The 16756-nt window shown below is 72.9% G+C and carries 18 protein-coding genes; 9 read left to right on the top strand and 9 right to left on the bottom strand.

The genetic code is table 11. From position 1 onward, the window contains the following. The first annotated feature begins 155 nt into the window (after positions 1-155). Positions 156-926, top strand: a complete 771-nt coding sequence (locus tag ABZY12_RS25810) for a chaplin (RefSeq protein WP_356894263.1) — start codon at positions 156-158, stop codon at positions 924-926. Positions 927-940: 14 nt separating this feature from the next. Here ABZY12_RS25810 and ABZY12_RS25805 read toward each other — a convergent pair whose 3' ends face one another. Then, entirely contained in the window at positions 941-1600 is a 660-nt protein-coding gene (locus ABZY12_RS25805; protein WP_356894261.1) for a DUF2293 domain-containing protein, read from the bottom strand. Positions 1601-1612: 12 nt separating this feature from the next. Then, positions 1613-2071, bottom strand: a complete 459-nt coding sequence (locus tag ABZY12_RS25800; RefSeq protein WP_356894259.1) for a hypothetical protein — start codon at positions 2069-2071, stop codon at positions 1613-1615. Positions 2072-2151: 80 nt separating this feature from the next. On the opposite strand from ABZY12_RS25800, the gene ABZY12_RS25795 reads away from it, so the two are divergent. Then, positions 2152-2886, top strand: coding sequence for a hypothetical protein (locus ABZY12_RS25795; RefSeq protein ID WP_356894257.1), 735 nt, complete (start codon positions 2152-2154; stop codon positions 2884-2886). 366 nt (positions 2887-3252) lie between these two features. On the opposite strand, the gene ABZY12_RS25790 is transcribed toward ABZY12_RS25795, so the two are convergent. After that, entirely contained in the window at positions 3253-4464 is a 1212-nt protein-coding gene (locus tag ABZY12_RS25790) for a pyridoxal phosphate-dependent aminotransferase (RefSeq protein WP_356894255.1), read from the bottom strand. An 84-nt stretch (positions 4465-4548) separates the two neighbouring features. On the opposite strand from ABZY12_RS25790, the gene ABZY12_RS25785 reads away from it, so the two are divergent. The 3 genes from ABZY12_RS25785 (at position 4549) to ABZY12_RS25775 (ending at position 6347) form a co-directional block, all read left to right on the top strand. Continuing rightward, positions 4549-5160: a helix-turn-helix domain-containing protein gene (locus tag ABZY12_RS25785; RefSeq protein WP_356894253.1), complete on the top strand. Its 612-nt coding sequence runs from the start codon at positions 4549-4551 to the stop codon at positions 5158-5160. An 87-nt stretch (positions 5161-5247) separates the two neighbouring features. Next, positions 5248-5700 carry a hypothetical protein gene (locus tag ABZY12_RS25780; RefSeq protein ID WP_356894251.1) on the top strand — a complete coding sequence of 151 codons (453 nt, stop codon included), beginning with the start codon at positions 5248-5250 and terminating at the stop codon, positions 5698-5700. 5 nt (positions 5701-5705) lie between these two features. Then, complete coding sequence (locus ABZY12_RS25775; protein WP_356894249.1) at positions 5706-6347, top strand: uridine kinase; 642 nt, start codon at positions 5706-5708, stop codon at positions 6345-6347. On the opposite strand, the gene ABZY12_RS25770 is transcribed toward ABZY12_RS25775, so the two are convergent. The 4 genes from ABZY12_RS25770 to ABZY12_RS25755 are packed head-to-tail and all read right to left on the bottom strand — an operon-like array spanning position 6328 to position 10180. Next, positions 6328-7224: a PfkB family carbohydrate kinase gene (locus tag ABZY12_RS25770; RefSeq protein ID WP_356894247.1), complete on the bottom strand. Its 897-nt coding sequence runs from the start codon at positions 7222-7224 to the stop codon at positions 6328-6330. The genes ABZY12_RS25775 and ABZY12_RS25770 overlap by 20 nt on opposite strands. Then, a complete protein-coding gene (locus ABZY12_RS25765; protein WP_356894245.1) occupies positions 7221-8135 on the bottom strand; it encodes a pseudouridine-5'-phosphate glycosidase in 915 nt (304 codons plus the stop codon). Before ABZY12_RS25765 ends, ABZY12_RS25770 begins: the two co-directional genes overlap by 4 nt. Positions 8136-8184: 49 nt before the next feature. Continuing rightward, positions 8185-9348, bottom strand: a complete 1164-nt coding sequence (locus tag ABZY12_RS25760) for a hypothetical protein (protein ID WP_356894243.1) — start codon at positions 9346-9348, stop codon at positions 8185-8187. Further along, the gene (locus tag ABZY12_RS25755; RefSeq protein WP_356894241.1) at positions 9332-10180 is read right to left on the bottom strand and encodes a hypothetical protein; all 849 of its coding nucleotides are present in this window, start codon (positions 10178-10180) and stop codon (positions 9332-9334) included. The genes ABZY12_RS25760 and ABZY12_RS25755 overlap by 17 nt, the downstream gene beginning before the upstream one ends. A 221-nt stretch (positions 10181-10401) precedes the next feature. Between ABZY12_RS25755 and ABZY12_RS25750 the strand changes: the two genes are divergently transcribed. The 4 genes from ABZY12_RS25750 (at position 10402) to ABZY12_RS25735 (ending at position 14616) form a co-directional block, all read left to right on the top strand. Beyond that, a complete protein-coding gene (locus ABZY12_RS25750) occupies positions 10402-10758 on the top strand; it encodes a cupin domain-containing protein (RefSeq protein WP_356894239.1) in 357 nt (118 codons plus the stop codon). A gap of 257 nt (positions 10759-11015) precedes the next feature. Further along, positions 11016-12377: a discoidin domain-containing protein gene (locus tag ABZY12_RS25745; RefSeq protein ID WP_356894237.1), complete on the top strand. Its 1362-nt coding sequence runs from the start codon at positions 11016-11018 to the stop codon at positions 12375-12377. Continuing rightward, positions 12377-13633 carry an MFS transporter gene (locus tag ABZY12_RS25740; RefSeq protein ID WP_356894235.1) on the top strand — a complete coding sequence of 419 codons (1257 nt, stop codon included), beginning with the start codon at positions 12377-12379 and terminating at the stop codon, positions 13631-13633. Before ABZY12_RS25745 ends, ABZY12_RS25740 begins: the two co-directional genes overlap by 1 nt. Beyond that, a complete protein-coding gene (locus tag ABZY12_RS25735) occupies positions 13630-14616 on the top strand; it encodes a hypothetical protein (RefSeq protein WP_356894233.1) in 987 nt (328 codons plus the stop codon). The genes ABZY12_RS25740 and ABZY12_RS25735 overlap by 4 nt, the downstream gene beginning before the upstream one ends. A gap of 73 nt (positions 14617-14689) precedes the next feature. Here the strand turns inward: ABZY12_RS25735 and ABZY12_RS25730 are convergent, their stop codons facing one another. Together ABZY12_RS25730 and ABZY12_RS25725 are read right to left on the bottom strand one after the other, a co-directional pair. Continuing rightward, a complete protein-coding gene (locus ABZY12_RS25730) occupies positions 14690-15937 on the bottom strand; it encodes an MFS transporter (protein WP_356894333.1) in 1248 nt (415 codons plus the stop codon). Positions 15938-16080: 143 nt separating this feature from the next. Then, the gene (locus ABZY12_RS25725) at positions 16081-16644 is read right to left on the bottom strand and encodes a methylated-DNA--[protein]-cysteine S-methyltransferase (RefSeq protein ID WP_356894231.1); all 564 of its coding nucleotides are present in this window, start codon (positions 16642-16644) and stop codon (positions 16081-16083) included. Positions 16645-16756 lie beyond the last annotated feature (112 nt).

Here is a 16756-nt window from a genome sequence, read left to right as displayed (position 1 = left end):
CTCGGCCTCCCGGCGCAACGCGTTGAGGTCATACGGCAATCCGCAAACCCACTCAAAGGAGTGAAACAGGCCATCGGGCTGATCCGGGCGGGTCGGAATCGCGTTAATTGCGGTACGGGCAAGTGCCCGTGAACACCTCCGGAAGGCAGGAAGCCATGAGGCACATGCGCCGAAGTGGTCTGGCCACATTGATGGTCACGGGTGGCGCGCTCGCGCTCTCGGCGGGCGCCGCGCACGCCGGCTCCAGTGCACAGGGCGCCGCGGTCGAGTCGTCGGGCGCGGTCTCCGGCAACACCGTTCAGCTGCCCGTGCACGTCCCGGTCAACGTGTGCGGGAACACCGTCAACATCGTCGGACTGCTCAACCCGTCGTTCGGCAACAAGTGCGTGAACCGCTCGGGCTCGTCCGACGGATACGGCTCCCAGCGCGGCGGCGACGGCAGGCACAAGGACCTGCCGGGCACTCCGCGGGACCGCGTGGGTGGCAGCGGCTCCTCCCAGGGCGGCTCCTCCCAGGGCGGTTCCACGAACGGCGGCGGCGCCAAGGCAGAGGGTGTCGCGCACGGCTCGTCCGGGATCCTCTCCGGCAACGGCGTCCAGCTGCCGATCGACCTCCCGGTGAACGTCAGCGGCAACTCCGTCAACATCGTGGGCATCGGCAACCCGGTCTTCGGTAACACCTCGGTCATCGGCCCGGGCACGCCCGAGACCCCCGGCGAGGAGCCGAAGCCGGTCACGACCCCGCCGGCCCCGAGCACGGACACCGACGAGTCGGCTCCGACGGCGCCCGGTCCGCAGACCAGCTCCGTCTCGCTGGCCGACACGGGCGCGGACCTGATCGGCTACGCCGTCCCGGCGAGCGCCGCACTGCTGCTCGGCGGAGCCCTGCTGTACCGCCGCTCTCGCCGCGCGGGCGGCGAGATCTGAGGTTCACCGAGACCTCACGTCCGGCGCCAGGCCCGGAGCACCGCCTCGATGGCCGGTGCGACCCTCGTCCGGGCCTGGTGGCGGGGAACGCCCCGCATGAGCAGCGTGTCGTACTCGGTGTCGACATGCCGTACGGAGGCGCGCACTGCGGCCGTGACCGCGCCGCGGTCGAGCGCCCGCCCGGCCGCCGTCCGCCCCACCCGCCCGCTGCCCTTCTCCGAGGCATGGGCCGCGATCTCCGCGGCCCGCTCCACCGGACAGTACGGGAACAGCCGTACGATCTCGGCCTCCAGCTCCGCCGTGACCCGCGCGTCCCGCTCCGCCCGCCGCGCCGCGTCCCTGGCCCGCCGGCGCGCCCGCGCCTCCGCGTCCGCCAGGCAAGCCTCCTCCGCCCGGGCCAGCGCGGCCTCCTCGACCAGCAGCCCCTGACGTTCGTACCGGGTGCGGCGCCGGTTGTGCCGTACCACCACCGCCCACAGGGAACTGCCCTCGCGGGCCCGGCGGGTGAGCGCCGTGTCGCCGCGGCGCAGGAAGACCAGATGGCCGAGGTCGGCGCAGTCGAGGCAGACGGGGGCGTTGAACTCCACCACCATCCGCTCCAGCGGCCCGTGATGGCACTCCGAGCAGCGCCGGCGCCGGAGCGGCTCGACGACGACGGGCGCGACGAGGTCCATGGCGGGCCTCCCTCAGTGGACTCCGGGCGCGGCGGAGGCGATGAACAGATCGAGCGCTTCCTTCGCCTCCCGCGAGCGCCGGGCGCGGTCCTCCTCGCCGGTCGCCTCGTGCAGGCAGTTGGTGACCTCGAGCGCCGCCTCGGCCAGTCGCCGGGTGGCCGGGTCGTCGCAGACCAACTGGACGCGGAAGAGGGCTTGGAGGGCGGCGGTGCGCTGGTGGTACGAGGCGTAGCGCGCTTCCTCCGCCTCCTCCGAGCCGGGATTCCGCACCGCCCGGAACCAGCGGTCGTGCTGGCTGCGCCGGTAGTCGACGACGGCGCCGGCGAACGCGGTGTAGGTCGCGATCCGCTCCTGCCGCAGCTGCTCGGCACGGGCGAGGCCCGCCGTACGCTCGGCGGCCCGGCCCTGGAACCAGTGCGTCGCGATCACGCCGAGCAGGGTCCCCGCCACGGCGATCAGGGCCGTTCCCATGACCGGCAGCTCCTCATGCGTCTCAAGTGGCCCAAAAAATCGTTCGATTCATCGCCCAACCCCCGACTAGGGTCCGTCACGTGGCAACGAAACTCAATCAGATCATCGCAGTGGAGAAGGGCGTCAAGTCCAGGGCGCATCAGGACCTGACCGCGGCGCACCACGGGCTGCAGAAGCCCGCGCTGCTCGCCGGCATCTCCCGTACGTACCAGCCGAAGGACGAGGAGGGCGAGCAGCTTCCGCCCGAGTCCACGCTGGTGCAGGTGAAGGCCGAGGACGTGCTGCGCGATACCGCGCGGGCGCTGACCCGGCTGTTCGATGTGACCGCCACCAAGGACTGGGCCAACTGCGAGGCACGCGCCGACATCACGGTCGACGGGCGTGTCCTGGTGGGCCAGGTGCCCGTCGCGTACCTCCTCTTCCTGGAGAAGCAGCTGACGGACATCAACACCTTCGTACGCAAGCTGCCCGTCCTGGACGCCGCCGAGTCCTGGACCCTGGACCCGTCGACCGACGCGTGGAAGACCGAGGTCGTCCGCACGGTCCGGACGAAGAAGGTGCCGCGCAACCATGTGAAGGCGGAGGCGACGGAGAAGCACCCGGCGCAGGTCGAGGTGTACTACGAGGACGTCCCGGTCGGTTACTGGACCACGGTGAAGTTCTCCGGCGCCCTGCCGGCCCGGCGGGTGAACGAACTGCTCGAGCGGGTGGAGAAGCTCCAGCAGGCGGTGAAGTTCGCCCGTGAGGAGGCGAACGGCGCGGAGGTCACCGACCAGCGGGTCGGCGACGCCGTCTTCGGCTACCTCTTCGGGTAGCCGGGACGTACACGGACTCCCCGGCCACAGAACACGGTCGGGGTGCGCGAGGAGCGCAAAGCTGAAGCTGAAGCTTGTCGTGAATCCGCGGCCCTTCTGACGAGGGTCGCGATCAAACTCAGACTATTGCTCCAGACTCAGCATTCGCCGCTCATCGCCGGATCGACCGGGCCCGGGCCCTGGTGCGTCGAAATGCCAGTTCGAATCTGGTCCGCCGAGCTTCGATCGGCGGTGGTCCAATGGCAGGACGCGACGCAATGACGACTGACCCGGGCTCTCAAGCGTGCCGGCGTGTGATGTGAGCGGCATCGACAGGGCCCGGGGGCAGGCTACGCCCTCGGGCCCGCTCCCGTTCCCGGGCCGCGGTCACTGGCGATAGCCGCCCAGGAAGCGGCCGATGCGGCTGATCGCCGCGTCGAGATCGTCGGCGTACGGCAGCGTCAGGATGCGGAAGTGGTCCGGGCGCGGCCAGTTGAAGCCGGTGCCCTGCACCACCTGGATCTTCTCCCGCAGCAGCAGGTCGAGGACGAACTTCTCGTCGTCGTGGATCTTGTGCACGGCGGGGTCGAGGCGCGGGAACGCGTAGAGCGCGCCCTTCGGCTTCACGCAGGAGACGCCGGGGATCTCGTTGAGCTTCTCCCACGCCCTGTCGCGCTGTTCGCGCAGTCTGCCACCCGGGGCGGTCAGCTCGTGGATCGACTGCCGGCCGCCGAGCGCAGCCTGGATGGCGTACTGCGCGGGGGCGTTGGGGCACAGCCGCATGGAGGCCAGCATCGTCAGCCCCTCCAGATAGCTCCTCGCGTGCTGCTTGGGGCCGGTGACGACCAGCCAGCCGGAGCGGAAGCCCGCGACCCGGTACGTCTTGGAGAGTCCGGAGAAGGTGAGGACGACGAGGTCGGGGGCGAGGGCGGCGGCGGTGTGGTGGACGGCGTCGTCGTAGACGATCTGGTCGTAGATCTCGTCGGCGAGGACCATCAACTGGTGGCGGCGGGCGAGGTCGAGGATGCCCTCGACGATCTCACGCGGATACACCGCGCCGGTGGGGTTGTTGGGATTGATGATCACGACCGCCCTGGTCCGGTCGGTGATCTTCGCGGCCATGTCGTCGAGGTCCGGGTACCAGTCGGCCGACTCGTCGCAGAGGTAGTGCACCGCCTTGCCGCCCGCGAGGGTGGTCACCGCCGTCCACAGGGGGTAGTCGGGGGCGGGGACCAGGACCTCGTCGCCGTCCTCCAGGAGCGCCTGGACGGCCATGGAGATCAGCTCCGAGACGCCGTTGCCGAGGAAGACGTCGTCCACGTCGACGTCGGGCAGGCCCAGGGCCTGGTAGCGCTGGGCGACGGCGCGACGGGCGGAGAGGACACCGCGCGAGTCGGTGTACCCATGGGCCTTCGGGAGCATCCGGATCATGTCCTGGACGATCTCCTCGGGAGCCTCGAAGCCGAAGAGCGCCGGGTTGCCGGTGTTGAGGCGCAGGACGCTGTGACCGGCCTCCTCCAGGGCGTTGGCGTGCTCGATCACCGGGCCGCGAATCTCGTAGCAGACCTCGCTCAGCTTGCTCGACTGCCGGAACTCCATGCGACGACCTCCCCAAAGGACTTGATGCTTGGTTTTACCAAGTTCCAGCTTGGAAAGTCCAACAACTTGTCTAGACTGCGTCGCATGCCACGTCGTCGAAGCTATGACCAGCACTGCGCCGCCGCCCGCGCCCTCGATGCCGTCGGCGACCGCTGGACGCTGCTGATCGTCCGTGAACTCCTCGCGGGGCCGCGCCGCTACACCGACCTGCACGCCGATCTGCCCGGCGTCAGCACGGACATGCTGGCCGGGCGCCTCAAGGACATGGAGGCCGCCGACCTCGTCACCCGCCGCAGGCTGCCGCCGCCCGCCTCGGCGTACGTGTACGAACTCACCGACCGTGGCGGTGCGTTGCTGCCCGTCCTGCGTGCCCTGGCGGAGTGGGGAGCGCCCGCTCTCGGCGAACCGAGGCCGACCGACGCCGTACGGGCGCACTGGTTCGCGATCCCCCTGCTGCGCGCGCTGGAGGAGCGGGGGCCGGGCATCACCCACGTGACGCTCGACGAGGGCGAGTTCCATGTGCGGATCGGGAGCGACGGCACCGCCGCGTACGGCGACGGGCCGGCGGAGGCGGCCGACGCCTTCCTGCGGACGGACACGGCGACCTGCCGGGCCCTGGCGAGCGGAGAGCTGACGCTCGCGGAGGCGGTAACGACGGGCCGGGCCGAACTGGAAGAGACCCTCCGCGTCCCCTGACACCGGACGCGGGAATCCGGGCGGAGCGCGCTGCTCTCGGGCGAAAACCCGGTGCCCCTGCCATGGGGCCCGTGTCAAGGTCACGCCATGGACCCTGTCGAACTGTGGGCGGCGCTGCCGTGGGAGACGCGCGAGCGCGTGGACGCGCTCGTCGTCGAACGGCGGCGCCTCCAGGCCATTCAGGCGATGCTCGAGTCGGCCCTCGCGCCACCCGTGCCCACACTCAACGACTGCCTGCACCTCGTCTGTGTGCGGATGGAGATTCTCGCCGACCGGCTCGTACCCCTGCCTCCGCAGGACGTGGACAGCGTGGCGGCCAAGGTCGAGGCGCTGCCGGGCCGGCCCGTCGCCTTCCGGATGGAGTGGGACGGGGACAGCTTCGGCTGGAGGCTCGCCCTCGACGCCGTCCTGGCCGATTCCGAGCGGTGCGTCGCCTCCTGGTACGCCTCCGAGGGCGGCGTCGTCGAGACGGCACGGGCCCTCGCCGAGCGTTTCGGGGTGCCGCTTCACCTTCCCGACCTGAGCGAACCGTCACTATGACGTCTGTGCGATTTCAAGCGATCACCTGGGAGCGATTGGCCGACGCCCTGGCCGCGCACCTCGACGGGACGGCCCCCGGCGGCGGCGACTGGCTCAAGGTCGGGATCGACGGCGCGCCCACGGCCCCCACCGGGGAGACCGCCGAGCGGATCGGGGCCGCCCTGCGGCTGCGCGGTCGGGCCGTGCTGGTGGTGGGGACCGGCGGGTTCCTGCGGCCCGCGTCGCTGCGGTACGAGTACGGGAAGCGGGACCCCGACGCGTACTACAGCGGCTGGTTCGACACGGGGGCGCTCTGGCGTGAGGTCTTCGGGCCGCTGGAGGCCGACGGCAGCGGGCGCGTGCTGCCCGACCTCTGGGACCCCGTCACCGACCGGGCGACCCGCAGCGCGTACGTCACCCTGCCACCCGGTGGGGTGCTGTTGCTGCACGGCCCGTTCCTGCTCGGGCACTGGTTCCCCTTCGACCTGACCGTGCACCTGCGGCTCTCCCCGGCCGCCCTCGCCCGCCGCACCGAGGACCCCTGGACGCTGCCCGCCTTCGAACGGTACGAGCGCGAGGTCGGCCCCTCCGACGCCGCCGACGTCGTCGTCCGCGCCGACGACCCCCGCCACCCGGCCTGGACGGGCCTCAGGAACCAGCCGTCATAGGGCGGCCACCCACCGAGATCACCGCCTCCGCGCCCGCCCGGCATCCGGACTCCGCCGCCTTCCGCGCGTCCGCGCCCGCCAGCCGGGCCGCCAGGAAGGCCCCGGTGAAGGCGTCGCCCGCGCCCGTGGAGTCCACCGGCCGGACGGCCGGCGCCGCGACCTCGGCCGTCACCGCCCCCGACTCGGCGACCAGAGCGCCCTTCCCGCCCACGGTGACCGCCACCAGCGGGAAGATCCGGCTCAACGCCGCCGCGGCCTCGGCCGGTCCGGCGTGCCCGGTCAGCAGCCGGGCCTCGTCGGCGTTGGGGAACAGCACCTCCGCGCCCTCGACCTCCGCCAGGAAACGGTCCGCGCCCAACTCCGCCAGGAACCCCGCGGAGGCCGGGTCCACGCTCACGGGGACCCCCGCCTCCCGTGCGTCCAGCAGCGCCCGCCGCGCCGTCGCGCGGCTCGCCGCGGCGAAGAAGAGGTACCCGGACAGGTGAAGATGGGCGACTCCGTCGAGGAACGCGGGCGACCAGTCGGCGGGGGACAGACGCAGCGCGGCGCCGCTGTCGGTCAGGAACGTGCGCTCGGCGCCCGCGTCGACCAGCGCTATCACCGTGGCCGTGGCGGCCTCGGCGTCCCTGACCAGCAGTGGGCGCACGCCCGCCGCCCGCAGGGCCCCCTCGTGCCAGTCGGCCGCGTCGGTCCCGACCCGGCCGAGCAGACGCACGTCCGGGCAGCCCGAACGCACCGCCCAGCAGGCGACGTTGGCGCCCGCACCGCCTGGCAGTGTGCGGATCTCGGCCGCCGTGTCGGTCGCGGTCGCGAGCGGGCTCCGGTGCCGGGCGACGACATCGGTGACCACGTCGCCGACGACCAGCAGGCCCCTCATGCGCCCCCTTCGGCGTACGCCGTCGCGATCCGCGCCGCGAGCCGTACGTTGCCCCGCACCGCCGCGAGGTTGGCCTCCAGGGACGCCCCGTCCGTGTGCACCGTCAGGTATTCGAGCAGGAACGGCGTCACCGCCTGCCCCGTGACCCCCTTCTCCCTCGCCGCGGCGAGGCCCTGGGCGAGGACCCGGTCGTGCAGCCCGGGATCCAGCTGGTCCGCCACGGCCACCGGGTTGGCCACGATCAGCGCGGCGGACGGCTCACCCAGCTCGTCCTGGGCGCGTATCACTCCGGCCACCTCCTCGGGCGTCCGCAGCGTCCAGTCCACCGGCTCGCCGGAGGAGGCCAGATAGAAGCCGGGGAAGTGCTCCGTGCCGTACCCGACGACCGCCACACCCAGGGTCTCCAGGCGCTGCAGCGTCGCCGGGACGTCGAGAATCGACTTCACACCCGCGCAGACGACCGTGACCCCGACCCGGGAGAGCAGCCGCAGGTCGGCCGACTCGTCCTGGCTCTCGCTCCACTCCCGGTGGACACCGCCGAGCCCGCCGGTCGCGAAGACCCGTATACCGGCGGAGTGCGCCAGCCAGGCGGTCCCGGAGACGGTCGTCGCCCCGGTCGCCCCCGTCGCCAGCGCGGGCGCCAGATCGCGGTGTCCCAGCTTCCGTACCGCCGGGTCCTCCGCGATCCGGGTCAACCGGGCGTCGTCCAGACCGACATGGGCCACCCCGTCGATCACGGCGACGGTGGCGGGCACGGCCCCGCCCTCCCGTACCAGGCCCTCCAACTCCCGCGCCACGGCCAGGTTGCGCGGGCGCGGCAGGCCGTGGGCGATGATCGTGGATTCGAGCGCGACCACGGGACGGCCCTCGTGGAGCGCCTCCCGTACCTCTTCGGACACCTGTGTGGACATGTCCCATCTCTGGCGCGACGGCGGTCCGGTCAAACATCGGTGGCGATCTTCAGCCACAGCGCGGCAGCCCCGGCAGCCGGCCGGCGTCCACCACCTGGACCACCGCCCGGGAGCCGCTCGCCTTGGGATTCCCCACGCTGTACGCGAGCGCCAGCGCCCCGCCCGCCGCCTGCGCGTATCCGTACGCGGGGGTGATCCGCGCGTACGAGCCGGAGCCGAGGTCCAGGGCGTAGGAGGTCTCCGGTGTGCGCCAGGTGACCAGTCGGCCGCTGATCCGGAGCTGGTCCATGCCGTCGACGGCCGGCGGCCTGGTGACGGCCGCTGTCGGTCGCGGTTCTCCCGTACGCCACACCATGAGCCGGGGCTCGGACTCACCCGCGACCCAGGCCCAGGTCCGGCCGTCGGAGACGACGGACCGGATGTTCCGGAGCGCGGCGAGGGGAGCGGGCAGCGGGACCGCCCGCCCGTCCTTCGGGGACACGGCGGTCAGCCGCGTGCCGGAGCCGGCGGACTCGCGCCACACCAGCAGCTCTCCGGCGGCGAACGGCGTGTCCATCACCCCCGTACGCAGAGCGCGCGGGGTTCCGCCCGTGGCCGGAGCCGCGTACACGGTCGCCTTTCCGCCGCCCACCCCTTGGGCCCAGTGGACCGTGCCGTCGCGGACGACGGGCCGGGGGAGGGGCCCCGGCCCGTCGGCGCGCGCGAGGCGCTTCGCCTTTCCCGTGCCGGCGTCCCAGACGTACAGGCTCCACGGGCTGTCCAGCGTCCGGCCTTCGAGGACGGCGAACGCGGCCCACCGGCGACCGTCGAAGTCGGCGGCGAGGAGCTGGTGTTCGACGGGATCGGCGAGGGGGAGCAGGGTGCGGGGCGCCGAGCCCGTCCGGATCAGGGCCGCGCGCCGCTGTCCGCCGCCGGTGAGCTGGACGGCGGTCCAGCCGGGCCCCGCGTCGGTGAGGACGGCCCGCTCGCCGTCCGGCGCGCGCAGCTCTCCCGCGTCGAAGGCGGAACGCCAGGCGGCGGGCAGCGGTACCTCGCAGGCGGCGGTGAGGGCGGTCGGTCGATCGGTCGGTCGATCGGCAGGTCGAGCGGTGGGGGAGGGCGTGGGGTCGGGCGTCGGGCCGGGGGCGGGCCGTGCCGACGAGCACCCTGCCAGCAGGATGCCCGTCAGCAGCACGGCCAGGGAGGCCGGAAGGGTCCTACCAGACGTACCCACGGCCGCCCATGATGGTGGTGAGGGTGTCGGACGAGATGTGCGCCGACTTGGGGACGGAGCCCGCCCAGGAGATCACGCTCGTGCTCACGCCCCCCACCGGGTCGAGGTAGTTGACCTGCGCGGCGGCGGTGTCGGTGTTGTACCCGTCGATCGCGACCCAGTGGAAGATCTCGATGTTGGGGTGGCCGACGAGATGGGGACCGCCCGGCACCTCCCAGGCGTTGCCCGCGATGGCGTAGTCGTTGTCGGTGTTGTGGGTGATGTGCTGTCTGAAGTTCGCCTTGTCGGTGGCGGTCGGGGTGTAGGGCAGCGCCTTGGGTACGTAACCGGCGCCGGGGAGACGGTGGTTGAGCGCGTCGGCCATCGGGTAGCCGGTCGGACTGGGGACGTTGATGTTGATGCCGTACCAGGCCGTGCCGTTGGTGTTCGTCTTGAGGAGGGTGGCCGCGTCCTGCTGGGACCGGCCCGCGACCTCGTCACGGGCGGACTGGGCGATCACCAGGGTGGCCGGGCCGCACCAGTAGGAGGTCTTCTGCGACTGGTGGAGGCCGCCGGAGAGCTTGTATCCGGCGAGCGCGCCCTGGAGCCGGGCTCCTTCGTACGATCTCGCCGCCTCCGCCTGCTTGGCGTCGCTCAGTCTCCGCTGGGCCGGAGTGAGGTGCTGCGGACCGAGGGTGTCGTGCGCCGCCTTGTAGGAGGCGCCGGGGGCGGCCGGTGCGGGTTCGGCGGCGGCGCGCGGCGCCGCATGCGCCGAGGGGGCGATCGCGGCGGCCGCCAGCAGGGCGGTGGCGGTCAGGGTGAGCGTGCGGGGAAGGGAGGCTGACGACGGCATCGCACTCTCCTGTCGGCGGTGGGGGAGGAGTTCAGGGTGAGTTTGACGCGCTCACGCCATGCTGTCAGGGCTCTCGCCGCATTCCCCCCGACCAACATTGGGCGCACCAAAGGCGACGCCCCCGACCAGCGGCGACATCCATCGGTGACGTGGCGGGGTCCCCCGGTTTTCACCGGTCCCGACGGCGGGGCGGGGCCGGCGCCCCGTTACAGTCACCGCCCATGACGACACATGATCACCCCTCCTTCGCCGTGCACATCTTCGACGCGGAGCTGGAGCCGGAGCCGCTCGACCCCGCCCAGGTCGTCTCGGGCACACCCGAGGTGACCGGCAAGGTCCTCTGGGAGTCGGCCGACGGCAGGCAGGTGCGCGGCATCTGGCAGATCACGCCCGGCGTGGTGACCGACACCGAGGCCGACGAGCTCTTCGTCGTCGTCAGCGGACGCGCCACCGTCGCCGTCGAGGGAGGCGACACGCTGGAGCTCGGGCCCGGTGACGCCTGTGTGCTGCGCGAGGGCGACCGGACCACCTGGACCGTCCACGAGACGCTGCGCAAGGCGTACCACATCAGCCTCTGAGGCTGCCCGACCTCGCGTATAGGGAAGGCGGTCGAGGGGGTGGTAGGAAGGTTTCCTATCAGCTACCCTCCCGCTCAGCGGCTTGGCGCGGCGCCCGACCCCCGTGGGCGTGACGCGCTCAGCGAGAGCTCTGACCCGGCCGCCGTACGCCGCACCCTGCCCATGTTCCGCGCCCCCGCACGGACTTCCCGGTCAGGGGCGCGGTGTGCCGCACCGGTGTCCAGCTCTCGCCGTCCTCAAGGCCAGGGAGCCCAGGTATGCGCCTGTACGCCTCCGCCCCACCACGCCGCACCACCCCCCTCACCCGCGTCCCCCACCTCACCCCGTCCCTCCTCCTCGCCGCCGTGCTCCTGCTGGTCGGCGGGCTGCTGCTCGCCTCCCCCGGCCGCGCCGGAGCCGCCGCCGACCCGCTGATCTCCCGTGGCAAGCCCGCCACTTCCTCGTCCGTCGAGAACTCCACCTTCCCCGCGGGCAAGGCCTTCGACGGAGACCCGTCCACCCGCTGGGCCAGCGCCGAGGGCTCCGACCCCCAGTGGATCCGGGTCGACCTCGGCGCGGCCGCCACCGTCTCGCGCGTCCGTCTCTCCTGGGAGGCTGCCTACGCCAAGGCGTACCGCGTCGAGATCTCCGCCGACGGGGCCACCTGGACCCGGCTCGCCACCGAGACCGCCGGCAACGGCGGCACCGACGACTGGACCGGGCTCACCGGCAAGGGCCGGCATCTGCGCGTGTACGGCACCGCGCGCGGCACGTCGTACGGCTACTCCCTCTACGAAGTAGAGGTGTACGGCACGCTGGACGGCGGCCCCCCTCCCTCCGGCGCCTTCACGGTCGTCGCGGCCGGTGACATCGCCGCCCAGTGCACCGCCTCCAGCAGCTCCTGCGCCCACCCCAGGACCGCCGCCCAGGCACAGCGGATCAACCCGAAGTTCTATCTGACGATGGGCGACAACCAGTACGACGACGCCCTGCTCTCCGACTTCCGGGCCTACTACGACAAGACCTGGGGCGTGTTCAAGGCGAAGACGCGCCCGGTGCCCGGCAACCACGAGACCTACGACCCGGCCGGCCCGCTCGCCGGCTACAAGGCGTACTTCGGCGCCCTCGCCTACCCGCAGGGCAAGCCGTACTACAGCTACGACGAGGGCAACTGGCACTTCGTCGCCCTCGACTCCAACTCCTTCGACGACTCCGCGCAGATCCAGTGGCTCAAGGACGATCTCGCCCGCAACACCAAGGGCTGCGTCGCCGCCTACTTCCACCACCCGCTGTACTCCTCCGGCGGCCACGGCAACGACCCCGTCTCCAAGCCCGTCTGGCAGATCCTGTACGGGGCGAAGGCCGACCTCGTCCTCAACGGGCACGACCACCACTACGAGCGGTTCGCGCCCCAGGACCCGTCGGGGCGGGCCACCCCCGACGGCATCGTGGAGATCGTCGGCGGCATGGGCGGCGCCGAGCCCTACCCGATCGAGACGGTCCAGCCCCACAGCCAGAAGCGGATCAGCGGAACGTACGGCGTCCTGAAGCTGGACTTCACCGACACGACGTACACCTGGCAGTACGTCGGCACCGACGGCCAGGTCAAGGACTCCGGTCCGACCTACACCTGCCACTGATGTACCTGGCGACCACCGGTCGCCCGGACGCGCCGCCGCCCCGCCCAGGGGTGCGGCGGCGCGTCTCCGGCACCGTTCTCGCGCTGGGCACGGTCAGCCTCGTCACCGACGTCTCCTCGGAGATGGTGACGGCCGTCCTGCCCCTGTACCTCGTGGTCGGGCTCGGCCTCTCCCCGCTCCAGTTCGGCCTGCTCGACGGCCTCTTCAACGGTGCCACCGCGCTCGTCCGGCTCCTCGGCGGTCACGCGGCCGACCGGGGAGGCCGCCACAAGCGGGTCGCCGGGCTCGGATACGCGCTCTCCGCCTGCTCCCGGCTCGGACTGCTCCTCGCGGGCGGCGCCACGGGCTGGATCGCGGCCGCGCTCGCCGGCGACCGGCTCGGCAAGGGCATCCGTACCGCACCGCGCGACGCGCTCATCACCCTCAGCAGCCCGCCCGACGGCCTGGGCCGCGCCTTTGGCGTCCACAGGGCGATGGACACGACCGGCGCCCTCCTCGCCCCGCTCGCCGCCTTCGCCCTGCTGTGGGCGACGGCGGACGCGTACGACGCCGTCTTCGTCGTCAGCTTCTGCACGGGCGTGGCCGGAGTGCTGCTCCTCGTGGTGCTCGTACCGGACGGACCGGCGGCCGGCCGCGCGAGCCGGGACCCACGGCCGCCGGCGGCCGTGCTGCTCGCACCGCTGCGCTCCGTGCGCTACCGGAGGGTCCTCGGCGCCACCGCGCTGCTCGGCGCCGTCACCGTCGGAGACGCGTTCCTCTATCTGCTGCTCCAGCGGCGGCTCGACCTGGCCGTCACCTGGTTCCCGTTCCTGCCGCTGGGCGCCGCGGCGGCCTATCTGCTGCTGGCCGTCCCGGCCGGCCGGCTCGCCGACCGGATCGGGCGCCGTCGCCCCTTCCTGTACGGGCACGGCGCCCTGCTCCTCGCGTACGTCCTCCTCCTCGCCCCCGGCCCCGACCTGGTGGTGCTGGGGCTCGTCCTCGGCCTGCTCGGGGTCTTCTACGCCACCACGGACGGGGTCCTGATGGCGCTGACCGGACCGTTGCTCCCGGCCGGGCGAAGGGCGTCCGGGCTCGCCCTCGTCCAGACCGTCCAAGCGCTGGCCCGGCTGCTCGCGGCGGCCGGATTCGGGGCCGCCTGGACGGTGTGGGGGCCGTCCATCGCTCTCGTCCTCGCCGTCGCCGGGCTGGTGGCGGCACTCGCGGGCGCCCGGTGCCTGCTGCCCGACGCCCCGCCATCCGAAAGGCCCCCGTCATGAACGGCTCTCCTCCCCGCGCGCGACTCCGGGCACTCGTGCTCGCCGTCCTCCTGCTCGTCTGCGGGGCCACCGTCTACACCCTCCGGGCCGCCGAACGGACCTCCGCGCGCGTGGAGGCGGCCGGGGGCGACCCGGCCTTCGCTCTCGACGGCCCCCGGGGGCGGTTGTACGTCCGCGACACCGCCACGGGCCGGGTCGCCCGCCACGACCCGGCCTCCGCCCCCGACTCCCGGGTGCTCGGCGGACCGGTCTGCGACCGATTCCACGCCGTCGGCGGCACCGCGCTCTGCCTCCAGCGGCGGCCCGGGGTCCCGCCCCGCTCGTACGCCCTCGTGCTCGACCGGCGGCTGCGCGAACTGCGCCGGATCGCGCTGCCCGGCATCCCCAACCGGGCCCGCGTCTCCGCCTCGGGACGGATGCTCTCCTGGACCATGTTCGCCACGGGCGACTCGTACGCCACCTCCGCCTTCTCGACCAGGACCTCGATCCTCGACCTGCGCACCGGCTATCTGGTCAAGAACATGGAACAGATCCCGCTCACCCTCGGCGGCCGCCGCTACCACGCCCCCGACGTCAACTACTGGGGCGTCTCCTTCGCGCGCGACGACAACCGCTTCTACGCCACCGTCGCCACGAAGGGCCGCACCCATCTCATCGAGGGCGACCTGCGGACCTGGTCGGCCCGGGCCCTGCGGGAGAACGTCGAATGCCCGTCGCTGTCACCGGACGACACCCGGATCGCCTTCAAGAAGAAGGTCTCCGACGACCCGAAGGCCCCCTGGCGGCTGCACGTCCTCGACCTGCGCACCCTGCGCGAACACCCCGTCGCGGAGCGGCGGAGCATCGACGACCAGGCGGTCTGGACGGATGACGCCACGCTCGCCTACGGGCACGAGGACGCCGTGTGGACCGTCCCCGCCGACGGCACGGGCGCGCCGCGCCTGCTGCTGTCCGGCGCGACGTCCCCCGCGCTGCCGCGCTGACCCGGCGCCGGTGCCGCCTCCGTGCCCGCCGCCTCCGCCTCCGCTCCCCGCCTCCGCCGCCCGCGTGGGCCCGTCAGCCCCGCCGTACCGCTCCCCGTACCGCCAGCGCCGCCATCGGCAGCAGCAGACACGCGCCCACCGCGTTCAGCCAGCCGTAGCCCGCCTTGGCGACGATCAGACCCGCCGTCAGGCCGCCGATCCCCGCCGCCGTGTTCATGGTGAAGTCCGAGAGACCCTGGACCGCCGCCCTGGCCGCCTGGGGGACCGAGTCCGTCAGAAGCGCCGAACCCGACACCAGGCCCGCGGACCAGCCGAGGCCCAGCAGGAACAGGCCCGCGGCGGTCTGGGGGTGGCTCGCCCCCGCCGTGCCCGCGAGGAGCGCGGCCGCCGAGAGCAGACCGACCGCCAGGCCGATCACGGACAGCCGGCCCAGCCGGTCAGAGAGCCAGCCCATGACCGGTGAGAAGGCGTACATACCCGCGATGTGGCCGCTGATCACCAGGCCGATCAACTGGATGCCCGCCCCGTGATGGCTCAGCGCCACCGGGGTCATCGACATGATCGAGACCATCGCGGTGTGCGAGACGGCCACGGTGACCAGGGCGAGGCGGGCCCGCGACGAGGCCCGTACGGCCCGCATCCCCGCCTTGAGGGAGCGGCCGTCGGCCTCCTCGCTCTCCTCGGGGCCGGCCAGAGCGCGGGCGGTGAGCAGCGGGTCCGGGCGCAGCAACAGCGCCACCATGGCGGCGGCTGCCAGGAACACCCCGGCCGCCCAGACGAATGGCCCCGCCGTCGCCGGAATGCCGAGGCCCGAGACGCTCTCTCCGGCCGGCGCCGCGACGTTCGGGCCGAGGACGGCTCCGATCGTCGTCGCCCACACCACCGTGGCGATGGCACGGCCCCGGCGGTCCGGTTCCGCGAGGTCGGCGGCGGCGAACCGGGCCGCCAGGTTGGCAGAGGACCCGGCGCCGAAGCCGACCAGCCCCACCAGGAGCAGCGGGAAGTTGTCGATGACCGCCCCGAGGACGACGACCCCGGCCCCCAGCGCCCCCACCAGATAGGCGAGCACGAGTCCGGAACGGCGTCCCCGGGCGGCCATCAGCGCGGCCAGCGGCATGGCGAGCAGGGCCGGACCGGCCACCGCCGCCGTCGACGCCAGACCCGACAGGGCCTCCGTGCCGCTGACGTCCGTGGCCAGCACGGCGGCGAGCGCAACCCCGATGGCGATGCCCAGCCCGCCGAGAATCTGGCTGGCGATCAGGACGGCCTGGATCCGTCGGCGCACCGACGGCAGTTCGGCAGCCGTGACGGAGGCGGACATACCGCCGGGAGGAGTGGCGTCGGGCGCGTCAGGGGCGTCGGGCGTCTTGGTCACTTACGTGAGTGTGCCAGCCATCCCGCCGAAGGGGAACGCCACCCCCACATACCCCCAGGGGGCACGCGCGGAGGTCCCGTCGGGGCCGCTCAGAACAGCGGCTGCGGCAGCACACCCTCCAGGGCGAGCAGCGTCCGCTTCGTCTCCAGCCCACCGCCGAACCCACCGAGACCGCCGTCGCTCTCCACCACGCGATGGCACGGCACGACCACCGGCAGCGGATTGGCGCCCATCGCCGCCCCGACCGCCTGCGCCGCGCCCGGCTGCCCGACGCTGCGGGCGAGGTCGCCGTACCCCACGACCGTCCCGTACGGCACCCCGCCCGCCAGCTCGCGCAGCACCTGCCGGTTGAACCCGGTCGTCAACGCCCAGTCCAGAGGGACCCGGAACTCCCGCCGCCCACCGGAGAAGTACTCCGCGAGCTGCCGTATCGGCTCGGCGAGCCGGCCCGTGGCGCTCTCCGCCGGCTCCGCCCCGAGCTGCCCAGCCAGCCGTTCCAGCGCCCTCTCGCGCACACCCTCGCGGGCGTGGAAGACGACGCTCACCAGGCCGCGCTCGGTCGCGGCCAGCAACAGCGGGCCGATGCCGCTGTCGACCACCGCCCATTCCACCGTGGAGTCCATGCCGCTCACGGTACGACCCGCCACTGACATCACGGACCGGTCTCGCTGGGGTCTCACCCACGCCAATTCCCGGACCTCATGGTCGCCGGGCCTCCCGCGCGCCATAATCTCGCCCCGTAGTACTACTCAGCGGTACCGACTG

Source organism: Streptomyces sp. NPDC006551, assembly GCF_040611675.1.
Classification (GTDB): domain Bacteria; phylum Actinomycetota; class Actinomycetes; order Streptomycetales; family Streptomycetaceae; genus Streptomyces.
The sequence above is the reverse complement of the archived record's forward strand: the minus strand, read 5'-3'. Positions and strand labels throughout refer to the sequence as shown.